The 17,019-nt window shown below is 56.3% G+C and carries 14 protein-coding genes and 1 pseudogene; 2 read left to right on the forward strand and 13 right to left on the reverse strand.

Going from position 1 to position 17,019, the window contains the following annotated elements:
* Position 1 precedes the first annotated feature (1 nt).
* From parC to fnr, 11 genes are all read right to left on the reverse strand, one after another.
* Positions 2-2,287, reverse strand: a complete 2,286-nt coding sequence (gene parC / locus HMPREF9098_RS00575; RefSeq protein ID WP_003780943.1) for a DNA topoisomerase IV subunit A — start codon at positions 2,285-2,287, stop codon at positions 2-4.
* Positions 2,288-2,387: 100 nt separating this feature from the next.
* On the reverse strand, positions 2,388-3,026 hold the full coding sequence (locus HMPREF9098_RS00580) for a lytic transglycosylase domain-containing protein (protein WP_050781258.1): 639 nt from the start codon (positions 3,024-3,026) through the stop codon (positions 2,388-2,390).
* An 80-nt stretch (positions 3,027-3,106) separates the two neighbouring features.
* Positions 3,107-4,213, reverse strand: coding sequence for a phosphoserine transaminase (gene serC / locus HMPREF9098_RS00585; protein ID WP_003780947.1), 1,107 nt, complete (start codon positions 4,211-4,213; stop codon positions 3,107-3,109).
* A 101-nt stretch (positions 4,214-4,314) separates the two neighbouring features.
* The gene (locus HMPREF9098_RS00590; RefSeq protein WP_003780949.1) at positions 4,315-5,097 is read right to left on the reverse strand and encodes a TatD family hydrolase; all 783 of its coding nucleotides are present in this window, start codon (positions 5,095-5,097) and stop codon (positions 4,315-4,317) included.
* A 102-nt stretch (positions 5,098-5,199) separates the two neighbouring features.
* Positions 5,200-6,549, reverse strand: a complete 1,350-nt coding sequence (locus HMPREF9098_RS00595; RefSeq protein ID WP_003780952.1) for a DEAD/DEAH box helicase — start codon at positions 6,547-6,549, stop codon at positions 5,200-5,202.
* Between the two features lie 319 nt (positions 6,550-6,868).
* Positions 6,869-8,401, reverse strand: coding sequence for an amidophosphoribosyltransferase (purF, locus tag HMPREF9098_RS00600; protein ID WP_003780957.1), 1,533 nt, complete (start codon positions 8,399-8,401; stop codon positions 6,869-6,871).
* A 15-nt stretch (positions 8,402-8,416) separates the two neighbouring features.
* Positions 8,417-8,995, reverse strand: a complete 579-nt coding sequence (locus tag HMPREF9098_RS00605; RefSeq protein WP_003780959.1) for a CvpA family protein — start codon at positions 8,993-8,995, stop codon at positions 8,417-8,419.
* A gap of 2 nt (positions 8,996-8,997) precedes the next feature.
* The gene (locus HMPREF9098_RS00610) at positions 8,998-10,164 is read right to left on the reverse strand and encodes an SPOR domain-containing protein (RefSeq protein ID WP_003780960.1); all 1,167 of its coding nucleotides are present in this window, start codon (positions 10,162-10,164) and stop codon (positions 8,998-9,000) included.
* A 30-nt stretch (positions 10,165-10,194) separates the two neighbouring features.
* A complete protein-coding gene (gene folC, locus HMPREF9098_RS00615; protein WP_040564536.1) occupies positions 10,195-11,490 on the reverse strand; it encodes a bifunctional tetrahydrofolate synthase/dihydrofolate synthase in 1,296 nt (431 codons plus the stop codon).
* A gap of 90 nt (positions 11,491-11,580) precedes the next feature.
* Positions 11,581-12,186, reverse strand: a complete 606-nt coding sequence (gene plsY / locus HMPREF9098_RS00620) for a glycerol-3-phosphate 1-O-acyltransferase PlsY (protein ID WP_003780962.1) — start codon at positions 12,184-12,186, stop codon at positions 11,581-11,583.
* A gap of 84 nt (positions 12,187-12,270) precedes the next feature.
* Positions 12,271-13,017 carry a fumarate/nitrate reduction transcriptional regulator Fnr gene (gene fnr / locus HMPREF9098_RS00625; protein ID WP_003780964.1) on the reverse strand — a complete coding sequence of 249 codons (747 nt, stop codon included), beginning with the start codon at positions 13,015-13,017 and terminating at the stop codon, positions 12,271-12,273.
* A gap of 115 nt (positions 13,018-13,132) precedes the next feature.
* On the opposite strand from fnr, the pseudogene hemN reads away from it, so the two are divergent.
* Both hemN and erpA read left to right on the forward strand, forming a co-directional pair.
* Positions 13,133-14,413, forward strand: a pseudogene (gene hemN, locus HMPREF9098_RS00630) (oxygen-independent coproporphyrinogen III oxidase); the annotation flags it as partial.
* A gap of 354 nt (positions 14,414-14,767) precedes the next feature.
* The gene (erpA, locus tag HMPREF9098_RS00635) at positions 14,768-15,106 is read left to right on the forward strand and encodes an iron-sulfur cluster insertion protein ErpA (protein WP_040564124.1); all 339 of its coding nucleotides are present in this window, start codon (positions 14,768-14,770) and stop codon (positions 15,104-15,106) included.
* Positions 15,107-15,189: 83 nt separating this feature from the next.
* On the opposite strand, the gene HMPREF9098_RS00640 is transcribed toward erpA, so the two are convergent.
* Positions 15,190-16,143 (reverse strand): phosphatidate cytidylyltransferase, encoded by a 954-nt coding sequence (locus HMPREF9098_RS00640; RefSeq protein WP_003780971.1) that lies wholly within the window; start codon positions 16,141-16,143, stop codon positions 15,190-15,192.
* Between the two features lie 9 nt (positions 16,144-16,152).
* A complete protein-coding gene (locus tag HMPREF9098_RS00645) occupies positions 16,153-16,830 on the reverse strand; it encodes a lysophospholipid acyltransferase family protein (RefSeq protein ID WP_003780973.1) in 678 nt (225 codons plus the stop codon).
* Positions 16,831-17,019 lie beyond the last annotated feature (189 nt).

Raw genomic sequence — 17,019 nt, forward strand, 5'->3', positions numbered from 1 at the left:
CCTATGGTGATGCGGCTTCGATGGCGTGCAGGCTGCCTGCAATATCCAAAATCTTGCCTTTGCGGCCGCGTTTTTGCGTGATGTCGGCAATGTGCAGCGTTTCATGGCTGATGCCGCCGCGTTTGCCCACGATGGTGAGGCGGTAATCGGCAGACGAGAGCACATTGAGCCGCTGCACGCGGTCGCCTTCCTGCAAGCTGATCATTTGCAGGCCGCGCCCTTTGGCCATAATTTTCATTTCGCCCAGCGGGAAGGCCAGCAGGCGGTTGTGCGCGGTGGCCAGCATGATTTTGCAGTCGGGGTTGATGAGGGACGACAGGTGCACGCACACAGGCGGCAGCACGGTTTCGCCGTTGTCCAGCGTCATCACGGTTTTGCCTGCTTTCAGGCGCGAATGCAGGTGTTCCAGTTTGCAGATAAAGCCGTAGCCGCCCGAATTGGCAAGCAGGTAGTGGTCTTCGGGTTCGCCGGTGAGCATGGAAACAATTTGCGCGTTGGCCGGCATGTCGATAAGGGAAGCCAGTGGCACGCCGTCGCCGCGCCCTTTGGGGATGTCGGCAGGGTTGATGGTGTAGCTGCGCCCCGAGTCGTCCAGCACGATGACGGGCTGAACGGTGCGTGCGGGCAGGATTTGCTGCAATCCGTCGCCCTCTTTGAACACGGTTTGGGCAATATCGACATCGTGCCCCGACCGTGCGCGAATCCAGCCTTTTTGCGACAGAATCAACGTAACGGGTTCGTCTGCCGTGGTTTGCGTGAGCGTGGCGCGTTCGGCGGCTTCCACCAGCGTGCGCCGTGCGTCGCCGAACTGTTTCGCATCGGCCTGCATTTCTTTGATGATATGTTTTTTCTTGGCGTTTTCATCGCCCAGCAGGGTGTGCAGGCTGCTTTGTTCTTCGCGCAGTTCGTTTAATTCGTTTTCCAGCTTGATGCCTTCCAAACGCGCCAATTGCCGCAAGCGGATTTCCAAAATATCTTCGGCTTGGATTTCGGAAAGGGAAAAATTGGCCATCAGGTCGGCTTTGGGTTCGTCGGCTTCGCGGATAACGCGGATGACTTCGTCGATGTGCAGGAACGCAATCAGGCGGCCGTCCAAAATATGGATGCGCCGTTCCACCGCGTTCAGGCGGTGTTGCAGCCTGCGCGTTACGGTGGCGACGCGGTAGTCCAGCCATTCCTGCAAGATGGTTTTCAGGTTTTTCTGCGCCGGGCGGTTGTCCGCGCCCATCATCACCAGATTCACGGAAACATTGCCTTCCAATCCGGTTTGCGCCATCAGCGTGTTCACGAAATGCTGCGGTTCGATACGGCTGGATTTCGGCTCGAAAATCAGGCGGACGGGGTGTTCGCCGTCGCTGTCATCGCGCACTTTTTCAATCAAATCCAGCATGAGCTTTTTGGTGTTGATTTGGTCTTGGCTCAACTGCTTTTTGCCGGCTTTGGGCTTGGGGTTGGTCTGCTCTTCGATTTCGGCCAGGATTTTGGCGGACGATGTGTTGGGCGGCAGCTCCGATACGATGACGCGCCATTGCCCGCGCGCCATTTTGTCGATTTCGTACCGCGCACGCACGCGCAGGCTGCCTTTGCCGGTTTCGTATATCTGCCGCACGTCTTTGGCCGGCGTGATGATGTGTCCGCCGCCGGCAAAGTCGGGCGCGGGGACGTATGCCATCAAATCGGCCGTGTTCAAATTCGGATTTTTCAGCAGGGCGATGGCGGCTTGGGTGATTTCGGTCAGGTTGTGGGACGGGATTTCGGTGGCCATGCCCACGGCAATGCCGCTGGCGCCGTTGAGCAGCACCATGGGCAGGCGTGCGGGCAGCAGCACGGGTTCTTTTTCCGCGCCGTCGTAATTAGGCACGAAATCGACCGTGCCTTGCTGGATTTCGCTCAATAGCAAATCGGCAATCGGGCTTAAACGTGCTTCGGTATAACGCATGGCGGCCGCACCGTCACCGTCGCGCGAGCCGAAGTTGCCGATGCCGTCAATCAGCGGATAGCGCAGGGTGAAGTTTTGCGCCATGCGTACCATGGCTTCGTAGGCGGAGCTGTCGCCGTGCGGGTGGTATTTGCCGAGGATTTCGCCCACTACGCGCGCGGATTTGACGGGTTTGCCGTTGTGGACCAGGCCCATGTCTTTCATGGCGTATAAAATACGCCGCTGCACGGGTTTTTGCCCGTCTTGCACGGCGGGCAGGGCGCGGCCTTTGACCACGCTCATGGCGTATTCTAAATAGGCGCGTTCGGCATAGGCGGCCAAATCCAGGGTGTCGGGAGCGGAAATCATAAAGAAAATGGGTGTTTATACAAAAGATGTGTGTATTTTAAACGAATCCGGGCGGTGCTGAAAGCAGCCTGCACCTATGGCAGGGCTTTGAATCGGCGGTTTAGGCTGCGGTGGAGGCGGCCGGTGCAGGCTGCTGTGTTTCCAGCGTCCATTGCCAGCGGTTCAGCCATGCGCCGATGACGGCGTTGGGATAGCGGTTGCTGCCGAGGCTGCCGTTGTAGCGTGCCAGGGCGCGGTGCAGGTTGCCGTTTTCCAGATTGCTGTAATGCCGCAGGATGGTGCAGCCGTAGCGCAGGTTGGTGCGGATGTCGAACAGGTTGTGGCTTTCGTTGCCGATATAGCGCTGCCAGAAGGGCATGACCTGCATCAGGCCTTTGGCGCCCACGTTGCTCACGGCGTATTGGCGGAAGGCGCTTTCCACTTCAATCAGCCCCAGCACCATTTGCGGGTTGAGGTCGGCACGGGTGGCTTCGTATTGAATCATGGTGAGCAGGCGGCGGCGGTAGAGTTCGTTGTCGATGAAGCGGGTGAGCCGTGCGGACATTTCGTTGAGCCAGCGTTGCGCGTCTGTGGCGCGGTCGAACACCAAATAGGGCGGGCTGGCGTGTTCTACGGATTGGCGCATGATGCTGGCCACGTCGTCGGCAAGCGTTTCTTCGCGTTGCGCGCCTGCCTGCGCCAGTGCGGACGGGAGCAGCAACAGGCTGCCGGTGCGGAGGAATTGTCGGCGTGTAAACATGGGGTTGGTCAATATAAACAGCTTGCAAAAGCAGCCTGCACTTGGAAATTTGCCGTGCAGGCTGCTTTGGTTGGAAGGAATTAACCGTAACGTTTTTGGAATTCGGTCATGAAGTCAATCAGGGCTTCGACCCCTTGCAGCGGCATGGCGTTGTAGATGCTGGCGCGCATGCCGCCCACCGCTTTGTAGCCGCGCAAAAGTTGCAGGCCGCGCGTGGTGGATTCTTGGGCGAAGAGTTCGTCCAGTTGCGCGTTGCCCGTGGTGAAGACCACGTTCATTTTGGAGCGCGCGCCGGGGTGGACGCGGTTTTGGTAGAAGCCGCCGCTGCCGTCGATGGCGGCATACAGCGTTTTGGCTTTCAGCGTGTTGATGGTTTCCATGTGTTCCACACCGCCTTGCGATTGCAGCCAGCGGAAGACCAGGCCGGCAATGTAAATCGGGTAGGTGGCCGGCGTGTTGTACATGCCTTGGCGCTCGACGTGCGATTTGTAGTTCCACACGTCGGGCACGCGGTCGGAACAGCGGTCCAGCAAATCTTCGCGGATAATCACGATGGTGGCGCCGGAAGGGCCGATGTTTTTCTGCGCGCCGGCATAAATCACACCGAAATCGGACACATTGACTTTGCGCGACAGGATTTCGGACGACATATCGCACACCAAAGGCGGCATGCCGTCGTCCAGTTTCGGCGGGTCGCGGTATTGCAGGCCGTGCACGGTTTCGTTAATCACGAAATGCACGAAGGCGGAATCTTTGTCGATGTCCCAAGAGGAGACGGGCGGCAGGTTGGTGAAGTTGTAGTCGCGTTTGCCGTCGGCCGCCAGATGGATTTCGCAGTCGGACAATTTGCCCATTTGCGAGTGGGCGATTTGCGACCAGTTGCCGGTCACCACGCTGTCCACACGTTTGAAGCCGTTGGCCAGGTTCATCACGACCTGGTTGAACTGCGCCGATGCGCCGCCTTGCAGGAACAGGACTTTGTAATTGGACGGGATGCCCATGAGTTGGCGCAAATCCTGTTCGGCGTGATACAAGATGCTGGCGAACACGTCGGAGCGGTGGCTCATCGTCATCACGGAAAAGCCGGTGCCGTTGTAATCGAACATTTCGCTTTGGGCGGTGCGTAAAACGCTTTCCGGCAATACGGCGGGGCCGGCCGAAAAGTTATAAATGGGGAAATTGCGCATAGTGGTGTGCTTTCTGATGGTGTGCAGGCTGCTTTTTCGGTGCGGCCAATGGGGAAATACGGAGATTGGATTGTATGCCCAACACAACGCTTGGGCAAGGGTTATGGCGGATTAACTCCGCTTTCGCCGCGGTGCAGCAGCCGTTGCAGGTTTTGTTCGCAGGCGAGCGCCAGTTTGGGCAGCGGAATTTGGCGGATTCGGGCGACTTCCTGCGCAATGGGCAACAGGTTGGCCGGCGTGTTGCGCTGCGCTTTCAATCCGAACGGGCTGTCGGTTTCCAGCACGATATGGTTGATGTGCAGGCTGCCTGCAAGGCGGCGCACTTTTTTGGCGGCAGGTTGAAGCAGCAGGTTGCCCAGGCCAATCAAAAAGCCGTGCCGAATCAGCCGTTGCGCTTCTTCCGGGCTACCTGAAAAAGCGTGTGCAATGCCGCCTTGCGAAAAACCGGTGCGGCGCAGGCTCTGCACAATGGCATCGGTGGCTTTGAGCGAATGCAGAATCACGGGGCGGCGGAATTGTTGCGCCAAATCCAGTTGCGTCTCAAAGCATTGGATTTGCTGTTCGCGCTGTGCGGCAAAAGGCGATTTTTCATGGAAATCCAAACCGATTTCGCCCACCCACGCCCGCGGATGTTGCGCCAGCAAATGCGCCAAATCGTCAAAGCAGCCTGCATATTGCGTGTGCAGATACCACGGGTGAATGCCCACGGCTGCCGCGCGAATCATGGGCTGTTTCTGCCCATCCAGCACCGTCTGCCAATCATCGGGCGAAGCGGATGGCACGATAATGCCCGACACGCCGGCATGGCGCGCCGTTTGCAAAATATCGGGCAGGTCGTGGCGGAAGGCCGGGTCGGCAAGGTGGCAGTGGGTGTCGGTGAACATAATGGAATCCTGAAGGTGCAAGCTGCTTTGGCGGCAGGATGGAAAAAGCAGCCTGCACGTTCCAGAATTTGAAGTGCAGGCTGCTTTTTTATTCGCACCGCATCAATCGCGCGGTTTATGGTTTTTCGGTTTGGCTTTGAAACCGTCTTTTTTGAAGCCGCCTTCGCGTTTTGCACCGTCTTTCTTAAAGCCGCCGTGCTTGTCGCCGAAGGATTTTTTATTGCCGCCTTTGCCCCAGCGGCCGTCTTCGCGTTTGCCGCCGAAGCCGCCTTTTCCGCGCGGTTTGCGTTCGGCGTTTTTATTGCGCTTGCGGGTCGGCTCCAAGCCTTCAATCAGCACTTCGGGCAGCTTGCGGCCGATGTAGCGCTCGATTTTGTGCACCGCCATGTATTCGTTCACTTCCGCAAAGGAAATTGCCAAACCCGAACGCCCCGCGCGCCCCGTGCGGCCGATGCGGTGGACATAATCTTCCGCCTGTTTCGGCAAATCGTAGTTAATCACATGGGTGATGGTCGGCACGTCGATACCGCGCGCGGCCACATCGGTGGCCACCAAGATTTTGCAACGGCCTTTGCGCAAATCCATCAGCGTACGGTTACGCCAGCCTTGCGGCATATCGCCGTGCAGGCAGTTGGCGGCAAAGCCTTTTTCGTACAATTCGTCCGCCAGCACTTCGGTCATGGCTTTGGTCGATGTAAAAATCACGCATTGGTCGATGTTCGCATCGCGCAGGATATGGTCGAGCAGGCGGTTTTTGTGGTTTTTGTCGTCGCAATACAATAATTGCTCGTCAATTTTGCCTTGCTTGTCTTCCCGTTCGATTTCAATCACTTCGGGATTTTTGGTCAGCTTGCGCGCCAGTTTGCCGACCGCGCCGTCCCAAGTGGCGGAAAACAGCAGCGTTTGGCGGTCTTCGGGCGTGGCGGCGACAATGGTTTCGATGTCGTCGATAAAGCCCATGTCCAACATGCGGTCGGCCTCGTCCAAAATCAGCACTTCCAGCCGGTCAAAATCCACGCGGCCGCTGCGCATGTGGTCCATCAACCGGCCGGGCGTGGCCACGATAATGTCAATTGGCTTGCTCATCGCTTTGATTTGCTGGCCGAAAGATGAGCCGCCCACCAGTGTTACCGATCGCACCCATTTCATGTTTTTGGCGTATATCTGTGCGTTTTTTTCCACTTGCGCCGCCAATTCGCGCGTGGGGGTCAGCACCAAAACACGCGGGCCTTTGCCCGGTTTTTCGCTGCGTTTCACGATTTTTTGCAGGCTGGGCAGCAGGAATGCGGCGGTTTTGCCGGAACCGGTCTGCGCGCTGGCCATAATGTCTTTGTCGGCCAGTGCGGCGGGAATGGATTGCGCCTGAATCGGCGTGGGGCTGTCGTAGCCCGCCGCTTGCAGCGCGGAAAGGATGTTTTTGTCTAAATTTAAGTCGGCGAATTTAATCGTCATGTTTTTTCCTGTTGGAAAACAACAACATTTTGCCTATGCTTAATGCACAGGCAGCCGTAGAAGCATGGGACGCGGAAAATTTAAATCATCGCGAAATGCGATGGCAGAAGATTTTGCAGCAAAGTTGTCGCCGGTGTTGAATACCGTGGGTTACATCGCGGCAACCTGCAAAAAGAAATTGCCCATTCACTGGGCAGCCGGATAGGTTGGTGACGATGGCTTCGAAAACGGCGGATTATAGTGTTTTCCTGCCGGTTCGTCAATCAAAAAGCAGCCTGCACCGTGATTTTCTAAAGTGCAGGCTGCTTTCGAGCCGTTTTCATTCCGCCGTATCTTCAATGCGGACACTGTATTCCACAACGCCGGGCATGATGAGCGTTGCAGGCTGCTTTTTGTGCGCCGAAAGCGCGTCCAGATAAGTGCTGTCGATGTCGCCGGTCACATAGCAGCCGCTGAAGCACGAATCGTCAAATCCGGCAATGTTCGGGTTGAGCGCGCGGATAGTGGCTTCCAAATCGTGCAAATCTTGGAAAATGCAGGCATCGGCATTGATTTCGCGGGCGATTTGCTCTGCGCTGCGGCCGTTGGCAATCAATTCTTCGCGCGTCGGCATGTCGATGCCGTACACGTTCGGATAACGTACTTCGGGCGCGGCGGAGGCGAAAAATACTTTCTTCGCGCCGGCTTCGCGCACCATGTCCACGATTTCGCGGCTGGTGGTGCCGCGCACGATGGAATCGTCCACCAAAAGCACGTTTTTGCCGACAAATTCGCTGGGAATCGGGTTGAGTTTTTGGCGCACGGATTTTTTGCGCGTTGCCTGGCCGGGCATGATGAAGGTGCGGCCGATATAGCGGTTTTTAATCAGGCCTTCTCGGTATGGTTTGCCCAAATGGCTGGCCAATTCCATCGCGCTGGGGCGGCTGGTGTCGGGAATGGGCATCACTACGTCGATTTCGTCCAAGTTGATGTGCTGCTTCACTTTTTCTGCCAGCGTCACGCCCATGTCCAGCCGTGCCTGATACACCGACACGCCGTCAATCACGGAATCGGGGCGCGCAAAATAAACGTATTCGAACAGGCAGGGTTTCAGGCTGGGTGATTGGGCGCACTGGCGCGCATGGAAATTGCCGGCAAAGTCGATGAAGACGGCCTCGCCGGGGGCGACATCGCGCCAAGTTTCGTAATTCAGGCCGCCGAATACGACGCTTTCGCTGGTGATGGCATAAGCGGTTTTACCGTCCTGTTGCTGCGTGCCGATGATGAGCGGGCGGATGCCGTTGGGGTCGCGGAAGGCCACCATGCCGTAGCCCGCAATCATGGCCACCACGCCGTAAGCGCCGCGCACACGCTGGTGCACTTTGGCCACGGCGTTGAAAATATTGTCGAGATTCAGGCGGGTCGGGTCTTCGTTGGCGGATACTTCGCGGCGGATTTCGTGGGCGAACACATTGAGCAGCACTTCGCTGTCGGATTGCGTGTTGATGTGGCGCAGATATTTGGCATACACCTCTTGCGACAATTCGGCGGTATTGGTCAGATTGCCGTTGTGCGCCAAGACAATGCCGAAGGGCGAGCTGACATAAAACGGTTGCGCCTCGGCGGAGCTGCCCGCATTGCCCGCGGTGGGGTAGCGCACATGGGCAATGCCCGCGTGGCCGTGCAAATCGCGCATATTCCGCGTGCGGAAGACTTCGCGGACCATGCCTTTGCCTTTGTGCATGTGGAAACAGCCATTTTGTGTGGTCACAATCCCGGCGGCGTCTTGTCCGCGGTGCTGCAACATTTGCAGGCCGTCATAGAGTGATTGGTTGACGGGTTCGTGAGCCACAAGGCCTAATACGCCACACATAGGTGCTTACTCCTGTTAAGGTTTCAATGATTGGATTTTGGCGGGTGCCGGTTCGGATGCGCCGGCGGCTTCCAAAGCAGCCTGCATATTGCCCTTGCTGGGTAGTTGGACTTGGTTGGCCAAGAAATCCGGCAGGTAATCTTTTTCCATCAGCGCGATATGTTCGAAAAACGGTGCGGTGGCCGCATTGCGCCATTCGGGGTCTTGCGGCAGGTTGCTGAACGAGCAGGCCAGCACGACCAATCCGACCACCAAAACGCCTTTGATGGTGCCCAATATGCCGCCCAGCATTCGGTTCACGCCCGATAATTTGACTTTTTTCACCACCAAATCCAAAACTTGGTGCAGCAGCACGATACCAATGCGCGCGCCGATATAGACCAGCACGAATGCGCACACCACGGCCATCGGGCGCGGATTCATGCTGGTAAACACGACATCGGAAACGGGCACGGCCAATGCGCGTGCCAAAATCAGCGCAACAATCCAGCCGACAAACGAAACGACTTCGCCCATCAGGCCGCGCATTGCCGAAATGCTCAAGCAGACCAAGACGGTCAGCAGTGCGGCAATATCGAATGTGGTGAATATCATGGTTATTTAGGCTCGATAATCATGCTGCCCAAGCCCTGGCTTCTCATTTTGGCAGCGGCTTGTTCGGCGGTGGCACGGTTGGCGAAACCGGTGGCGCGCACGCGGTACATGGTACCTTTGTCAGTGCGGACGGCCTCGGTTTGCGTGCCGTAGCCCAGGGATTTCAGTTTGTTTTGGGCTTGCTGTGCCGCAGCCTGCGTGCTATACGCGCCGACTTGCACCATCACGCGTCCGCCCGATACGGCAGGTGCAGGCTGCTTTTGTGCGGCTGCCGGTGCGGGTTTGTCGGCAGGGGCTTGGTTTTGCGCCTGTGCTTGGGCGCGTTGCTGCTGCGCCTGCTGTTTGGCCAGCCATGCCGCGCGGTCGGACTGGCGTTTCTGTTCGGCGGCCAACTGTGCTTGGCGTGCGCGTTCGGCGGCGGCTTTTTGGCGGCTGGCCTGTTCGGCGGCCAAGCGGGCATTCACGGCCTGTGCTTCGCGGCGGCTTTGTTCGGCGGCGCGCTCGGCGGCAATGCGGGCTTGTTCGCGCGTTGCTTTCCGTTCGGCACGTTCACGTTGCTGCTGCTCTTGCGCTTGGCGGCGTTGTTCGGCTGTGGAAAGTGCAGGCTGCTCTTCGGTATGTTGCACTTCGGTCGGTGGAGTTTCTGCTTTCGGCGCTTCGGCAACGGGTTTGGCTGTGTCCGACGCGGCAATGCTGGCCATGTTGTCCGAAGGCGCACTGCTTTCCGGCGCGCTCACCATCAAGTTGGGTTCTTCGTTGGCGGCGGTGTCGTGTGCGGCTTCGGAGGCGGCGACAGAAATTTGCGGCGATACCGCGCTGGCTTCGGCGGCGGCTTTGTTTTTGTCGGCGGACTCGTTGCCGGTAACCGCCCAAAGCAGGCTGCACACCAACACGGTTACCGCACCCGCGCCAATCAAACGGCTTCGGTTGCGCCTTTTCAGCTCTTCGTATTCTTCCATCGTGAAATCGTCGGATTCCAAATCGGATTTCACATCGGGCTTGGCTTCAGGTTGGGCATCGGGTGTCAAATCAAAGGTCAAATCAGATTTCGCATCGGCCGGCTTCCGGTTGGTTCTGGCTTCCGGAATCCGCTCGGGACCGCGTTCCGGCTGCACTTCGGGTTTGGGTTCTGCTTGCACTTCGGATTTGGGCTCTAACGGTTCGGTCATTGGATGATTCCTCTTTTTTAAATATTGAAGTTAATGGCAAACGCTCATGGCCTCGCCCACGGTGTGAAACGAGCCGAATACGACAATTCTATCATTTTCGCCTGCCACCGATAAGGCTGATTCGCAGGCAGCCTGCACATTCTCGAAAGTTTTGATTCGGTCGATGCCGTGGGCGGCGCATTTTTGCTGCAATGCGGCCAGCGTCATGCCGCGCGGCACATCCAGCGGCGCGAGATACCATTCGTCGAATTGGTCGCGCACAATCTCCAAAACCCCGTCGATATCCTTGTCGGACAGCATGCTGAACACGGCGATGCGTTTTTCGGCAAAGGGCAGGGCAATCAGGCTTTGGCGCAGCGCGCGTGCAGCGTGCGGATTGTGTCCTACATCCAACACTGTGAGCGGCCGGCCGGGCAGCACTTGGAATCGGCCGATGTTTTCCGCCATCAATAAGCCGCGTTTCACCGCGCCGACATCCACCGGCAAACGTTGGTGCAGGCATTCGATGGCGGCCAGGGCGCAGGCTGCATTGTTGAGCTGGTAGCCGCCGCGCAGGGCAGGCATGGGCAGGGCGTTGCGGTTGCGTGCGGGCAATGCTAAGGCTGCGTTTTGCGGCGTGAAATGGAAATTCCACTGCTGGTTGTCCAATTTGCTGACCGAAAAATCGTGTTTTGCCCACAACAAAGGCGCGCCGATGTCTTCGGCATGGCGTTGCAGGCTGCTTGGCACGGGGTTTTGCCCGCAGACGGCGGGTTTGCCTGTGCGGAAAATGCCTGCTTTTTCAAAGGCCACGGCTTCCACCGTGTCGCCCAAGTAATGTTGGTGGTCCAAATCCACGCTGGTGACCACGGCGCAGTCGGTATCGAAAATATTCACTGCGTCCAAGCGGCCGCCCAAGCCGACTTCCAAAATCATCACGTCCACTTGTTCGCGCAGGAAAATGTCCACCGCGGCCAATGTGTTGAATTCAAAATAGGTGAGCGACGTGTTGCCGCGCGCGGCTTCGATGCGTTCGAAGGCGGCCACGATGGCTTCGTCCGACACGGGCTGCGTATTGACGGCGATGCGTTCGTTAAAGCGCAGCAGGTGCGGGCTGGTGAGCGTGCCGACTTTGTAGCCCGCCTGCGTGTAGATTTGCGATAAAAAGGCGCAGGTGGAGCCTTTGCCGTTGGTGCCGCCCACGGTGATGAGCGGGCAGGCGATGTTCAGCCCCATGGTTTCTTTCACGCGGGCAACACGCTCCAAGCCCATATCGATAACGCCGTTGCTGTGGGCGGTTTCCAGATGTGCGAGCCATTGCGCCAAGGTTTTTTGTGTGTGTGTCATAGTGGTGTGTCCGGCAAAGCGGATAATGTGTTCGGAAAAAGGTGCAGGCTGCTTTTGAAAAGGGAAAAAAGCAGCCTGCACGTTTAAAAATCAATGTTGTACCGATTCACCGATGGAAGATTCATTGCCCGACAGCATGCGGCGGATATTGCTGCGGTGGCGGACAATTACCAAAACGGAAATCAGCGTGAGCGCCCAGCCCCAAGAAGGGTGGTGGATGACGATAAAGGCGATGATGGGGGTAACCGCTGCCGCCACCAAAGCGGCCAGTGAAGATTTTTTAAATTTGAATGCGATAAACGCCCAAACGAGCACGACCCAAAAGGTTGCCCAGAAAGACATGCCCAGCAGCACGCCGAATGCGGTGGCAACGCCCTTGCCGCCTTTGAAACCGAAAAATACGGGGAACATGTGCCCAATCACGACCGCAATGGCGGCACAGGCCACAATGCCGTCGGGCAGCATGAGCCAGCCGGCCAGACAGCGCGCAATCGCCACTGCAACCAAACCCTTGAGTGCATCGCCCAGCAGGGTGAGCGCCGCCGCGTCTTTACGGCCGCTGCGCAATACGTTGGTTGCGCCCGGATTGCCGGAACCATAGCCGCGCGGGTCGGGCATGGCCAGTTTTTTGGACACGATGACCGCGCTGGAAAGCGAACCGAGCAGATAGGCGAAAATGGTCATTAAGGCTGTCATGGTAGGTACTCCTTTTGGATAGGGTCGGTGGATAATTTTTGGATGCTGGCGGGGGCTTCAAAAAGCAGCCTGCACATTCCTCATTCACAAACAGGGCTGTCGGGATATTTTCTGTTCGCTGCCGGCCATCATTTTTTGCAAGGCTTCCGGCTGCAGGATGCGGATGTGTTTATGCTCCACGTTAATCCAGCCTTCCTGATTGAAGCGCGACAGGGTCCGGCTCACGGTTTCCAGTTTCAAGCCCAAATAGCTGCCGATTTCCTCGCGCGACATCCGCAAAATAAAGTCGTGCGCCGCAAAGCCGCGGCAATGCAGGCGGTCGGACAGGTTCAGCAGGAAGGCCGCCAAACGTTCTTCCGCGCGCATGTTGCCCAAAAGCAGCATTACGTTTTGATCGCGCACGATTTCGCGGCTCATCATACGGAAAAAGTGCAGGTTCAGGCGCGGCAGGTATTTGCCCAATTCGTCCAGCTGGCCGAAAGGCAGTTCGCACACGTCGCTGTCTTCCAGCGCCACGGCATCGCAGGTATAGGCATTGCCGCCCAGCCCGTCCATGCCCATCATTTCGCCCGACATGAAAAAGCCCGTTACCTGGTCGCGGCCGTCCTGCGTATTGATGGTGGTTTTGAAAAAACCGGTGCGGATGGCGAACAATGATGTGAACGCTTCGCCCGCGTGGAACAAAAATTCCCCTTTCTTGACACGCCGGCCTTGTTTGACAACGGTATCCAGCTGCTTGAATTCTTCGGGGTTGAGCCCTATCGGCAGGCACAGCTCTTTGAGCGAGCAGTTGGTGCATTGCGTTTGCAGGGTAATGGAGGATTTCGGCATTTATAATGTTCCAAATTGATGTGTACGTTGATGTAATGTGACATACCTTATAAAATGCCGTTTGATTTTAACAAATTTTACGCAACAATAAAACAACAAAACCGATTGTTTACATATGAAAACCCTACCTATCACACCGACTCAGGATTTTATTTTCGACCGCGAGCTGATTGCCAGCCTGCCTGCCAACGGCCCGCGTTACACATCCTACCCCACGGCCGACCGTTTTCACGACGGCTTCCGCCAAACCGAATATATCCAGGTTCTGGACAACACGCTGAACGGCAACGAAAAAGCCGTGTCGCTGTATGTGCACATCCCGTTTTGCAACGTGATTTGCTATTACTGCGGCTGCAACAAAGTCATCACCAAAGACACCCGAAAAGCCGATGAATATTTGACTTATCTGGAAAAGGAAATGGCGTTGTTGAAACCGCACCTGCACGGCAGGCACAAATTGGCGCAGCTTCATTTCGGCGGCGGCACGCCCACGTTCCTGAGCGATGAGCAGCTGGAACGCGTGTTCCGCATGATTGGCGAACATTTCGAGCTGATGCCGGATGGCGAATATTCCATTGAAATTGACCCGCGTAAAGTGAGCCGTGAAAGCGTGTTCAAACTGGCGAAGCTGGGCTTTAACCGCATGAGCGTGGGTATTCAGGATTTCGACCCGAAAGTGCAGGCTGCCGTGAACCGCATCCAAACGGTGGAGGAAACGCAAAATGTGATTGAAGCAGCGCGTGATGCGGGTTTCAAATCCATCAGCGTGGATTTGATTTACGGCCTGCCGCACCAGTCGGTGGAAAGCATCAAGCCGACGCTGGACACGGTGTTGAACGCGCTGAATCCCGACCGCATCGCGCTGTATCATTACGCGCATTTGCCGCACATTTTCAAGCCGCAGCGCCGTATCGACACCAATGCCGTGCCGTCCAGCGAAGAGAAGCTGGACATTTTGCAATACGCGGTGCAGCTGCTGAATGAAAAGGGCTATGTGTTCATCGGCATGGACCATTTTGCCAAACCGGAAGACGAATTGTCGGTGGCGCTGAAAGAAGGCAGGCTGCAACGCAATTTCCAAGGCTATTCCACCCATGCGGACTGCGATTTGATTGCCATCGGCGTGTCCAGCATTGGCAAAGTGGCCAATACATACAGCCAAAACCAGCGCAATCTGGACGATTATTATGCCGATTTGGACGCGGGCAGGCTGCCGGTGATGCGCGGCATTGTGTTAAGCGAAGACGATATCCTGCGCCGCGAAATCATTCAGGATTTGATGTGCCGCTTTGCGGTGGATTTCGACGATTACCGCGACCGCCTGCCCGCGGGTGCGGCAAAGCAGAATTCAGCGGAATTGGCGCATATTCAGAAAATGGCGGAATTGGGCATTATCAGCGGCGAGTTGCTGCGCCGTTGCGAGGAAACGCAGGGCGGTTCGCCGATTGCGAATTATTTTGCGGAAGAAATCAAGGATATGTGGCGTTTGGCGGAATCCGGCCTGGTGGCGATTACGGACGACGGCATCCGCGTCACGCCGAAAGGGCGGTTTTTAATCCGCAACATCGCCATGGTGTTTGACGACTATCTGCGGCACAAGGAAACCCGCGCGCAGTATTCGCAAACCGTGTAAGGGTGTACAATACGCGGCAAACGCGGTGGAACAAAAAAGCAGCCTGCACTTGAAATGCAGGCTGACCGCCCTTATCTGCCACACTGTCTTAACGTTTTCCCCTGCAAGGAGCATATTATGTCTGACGAATCTCCCATTATTTTCACCGATTCCTGCTGCGCCAAAGTGGCGGATTTGATTGCCGAAGAAAACAATCCCGATTTGATGCTGCGCGTGTTTGTGAACGGCGGCGGCTGTTCGGGTTTCCAATACGGCTTCACTTTTGACGAAATCAAAAACGACGACGATTTCCAAATCGAAAAAAACGGTTTGACCTTCCTGGTCGATCCGATGAGCTATCAATATTTAGTCGGTGCGGAAATCGACTACACCGAAAGTTTGCAAGGCTCGCAATTCGTGATTCGCAATCCGAATGCGGAAACCACCTGCGGTTGCGGTTCTTCCTTCTCGGTTTAAAATTGATATTTTGGCAATTCAAAAGCAGCCTGCACTTCGGAAAAGAATGTGCAGGCTGCTTTTTTATCCGTTAAAACAGAGCATTATTGCGTCCAATAATAACGCACGATATGGAAGAAAATGGGTGCGGCAAAGCAGATGCTGTCCACGCGGTCGAGCATGCCGCCGTGTCCGCGAATCAGCCGCGACCATGTTTGAATGCCGAAGCTGCGCTTAATCGCCGCCATCACCATATTGCCGCAGAAGCCCAACGTGCACAGCAGCGCGCCGATGGCCGTGCCCTGCCATACGGAAAACGGCGTGATGAACGACAATGCAGCCGCCAGAGCCACCGACAAAATCCATGCCACGATAACGCTGCGCAGCGATTTGTGCGTGAACCAATCCGGGAAAATGCTCCTGCCGCCCAAAATACGGCCGCAGAGATATTGCAGCACATCATGCACCTGCACCACGGCAATCATGAAAATCAGCAGCAGGATATTGCGGTCCTCAAAGCCGGGAATGGACAGCATGAGCAGGGCAGGGACGTGCGACAGGCTGAAAATGCTCAGCATCGCGCCCCATTGGATTTTGGCGGCGCGCTCAATGAAATTGCCCGTGTCGCCCGAAAGGCTGGCAATGATGGGCAGCCCCAGAAACGCATAAACGGGAATCAGCGCGGAAAACATGCCGTACCAGTCGGTCAGCACGAAATAATATTGCAGAGGCAGCAGGATATAGAAACACGCGGCGATGACATTGTGGTCGCTGCGGCGGCGGTAGGCCAGCGTCATAAATTCGCGCAATGCGGCAAACGAAACGGCAAAAAACAGCAGCGTTGCGCCGATTTCGCCAAACCAAAATGCCAAGAGCAGCACGATGGTCATGACCCACCAAGAGGAAATCCGCGTTTGGAATTCGCGCACGGCGGCATTCGGCTGCATTTCATAGCGGCGGGCAATAAAATGGGTCAGCAGGCTGATGACGGTCAGGCCCGCAAAAATGCTGATAAAGACAAAACCAGCCTGCACAGGCAGATGATGGAGCGTATTCATGCCGTTCCTTTACGATGAATGGTGGTTGGGGGCGGGCAGGCGTTTGCCTTCAGGGGCTAGGGCCAGCATCGCGTCGCGGGCGCGTTGCAGGAAATCGTCTTTGCTTTCGCCGGGGAAAAGCTGGATTTCTTTGCCGATGTTCACTTCGCAGATAATCGGCACGGGGATGAGCTTGCCTTTGGGCAGCACGCGGTTGATGTTGTCAATCCAGATGGGGACGAACTGCACGTCGGGATTTTCGCGCGCCAGATGGTAGATGCCGCTTTTAAACGGCAGCAGCGTCACGTCATCGTCCATATTACGCGTGCCTTCGGGGAAAATAATCAGCGACGAGCCTTCTTGCAGCGCGGCGGACATTTGCTGCGTGATGGCTTTTGGGTCGTTGCCGTTGCGCATAATCAACAAGCCGTTGAATACATTGTTGATGATGAAACGTCTGAATTTGCCTTTGAGCCAATAGTCCGCACCGGCCACCGGCCGCGCCAGCTTGCGCCATTTTTTCGGCAGGGAAATCCACACCATGACAAAGTCGCCGTGGCTGGCGTGGTTGGCAAAATAGACCTTTTTTTCGGGGGAAAACGAGATGTCGCCTTCGAATTTGGGGCGCACGCCGGTGATGAACGAGACGAAGAAATACAGAACTTGGTCAATCAGCCAAGCCAGTAAACGCGATAAAAAACGGGGCATAACCGGCTTTCTATGTAATTAATGGTTAAGGGTTGGTGAAATTGTAGCGGAAAAAAGCGCAGGCTGCTTGGATTTGGTGTTTTTGGCGGCAGTAGTAGGGTTTGCAGGCAGCCTGCACATGGGAAAATGGTTGGGGCAATGCAGATTTTTAGCCAAAATATACACAATATTCAAAATTTGTTTTATTTG

Origin of the sequence: Kingella denitrificans ATCC 33394, from assembly GCF_000190695.1 — a bacterium.
In the GTDB taxonomy this organism is placed as follows: Bacteria; Pseudomonadota; Gammaproteobacteria; order Burkholderiales; family Neisseriaceae; genus Kingella_A; species Kingella_A denitrificans.

Coding starts and splice junctions, on each gene's coding strand:
- parC (WP_003780943.1), bottom strand. CDS start 2,287: ATGATTTCCGCTCCCGACACCCTGGATTTGGCCGCCTATGCCGAACGC.
- HMPREF9098_RS00580 (WP_050781258.1), bottom strand. CDS start 3,026: ATGTTTACACGCCGACAATTCCTCCGCACCGGCAGCCTGTTGCTGCTC.
- serC (WP_003780947.1), bottom strand. CDS start 4,213: ATGCGCAATTTCCCCATTTATAACTTTTCGGCCGGCCCCGCCGTATTG.
- HMPREF9098_RS00590 (WP_003780949.1), bottom strand. CDS start 5,097: ATGTTCACCGACACCCACTGCCACCTTGCCGACCCGGCCTTCCGCCAC.
- HMPREF9098_RS00595 (WP_003780952.1), bottom strand. CDS start 6,549: ATGACGATTAAATTCGCCGACTTAAATTTAGACAAAAACATCCTTTCC.
- purF (WP_003780957.1), bottom strand. CDS start 8,401: ATGTGTGGCGTATTAGGCCTTGTGGCTCACGAACCCGTCAACCAATCA.
- HMPREF9098_RS00605 (WP_003780959.1), bottom strand. CDS start 8,995: ATGATATTCACCACATTCGATATTGCCGCACTGCTGACCGTCTTGGTC.
- HMPREF9098_RS00610 (WP_003780960.1), bottom strand. CDS start 10,164: ATGACCGAACCGTTAGAGCCCAAATCCGAAGTGCAAGCAGAACCCAAA.
- folC (WP_040564536.1), bottom strand. CDS start 11,490: ATGACACACACACAAAAAACCTTGGCGCAATGGCTCGCACATCTGGAA.
- plsY (WP_003780962.1), bottom strand. CDS start 12,186: ATGACAGCCTTAATGACCATTTTCGCCTATCTGCTCGGTTCGCTTTCC.
- fnr (WP_003780964.1), bottom strand. CDS start 13,017: ATGCCGAAATCCTCCATTACCCTGCAAACGCAATGCACCAACTGCTCG.
- erpA (WP_040564124.1), top strand. CDS start 14,768: ATGTCTGACGAATCTCCCATTATTTTCACCGATTCCTGCTGCGCCAAA.
- HMPREF9098_RS00640 (WP_003780971.1), bottom strand. CDS start 16,143: ATGAATACGCTCCATCATCTGCCTGTGCAGGCTGGTTTTGTCTTTATC.
- HMPREF9098_RS00645 (WP_003780973.1), bottom strand. CDS start 16,830: ATGCCCCGTTTTTTATCGCGTTTACTGGCTTGGCTGATTGACCAAGTT.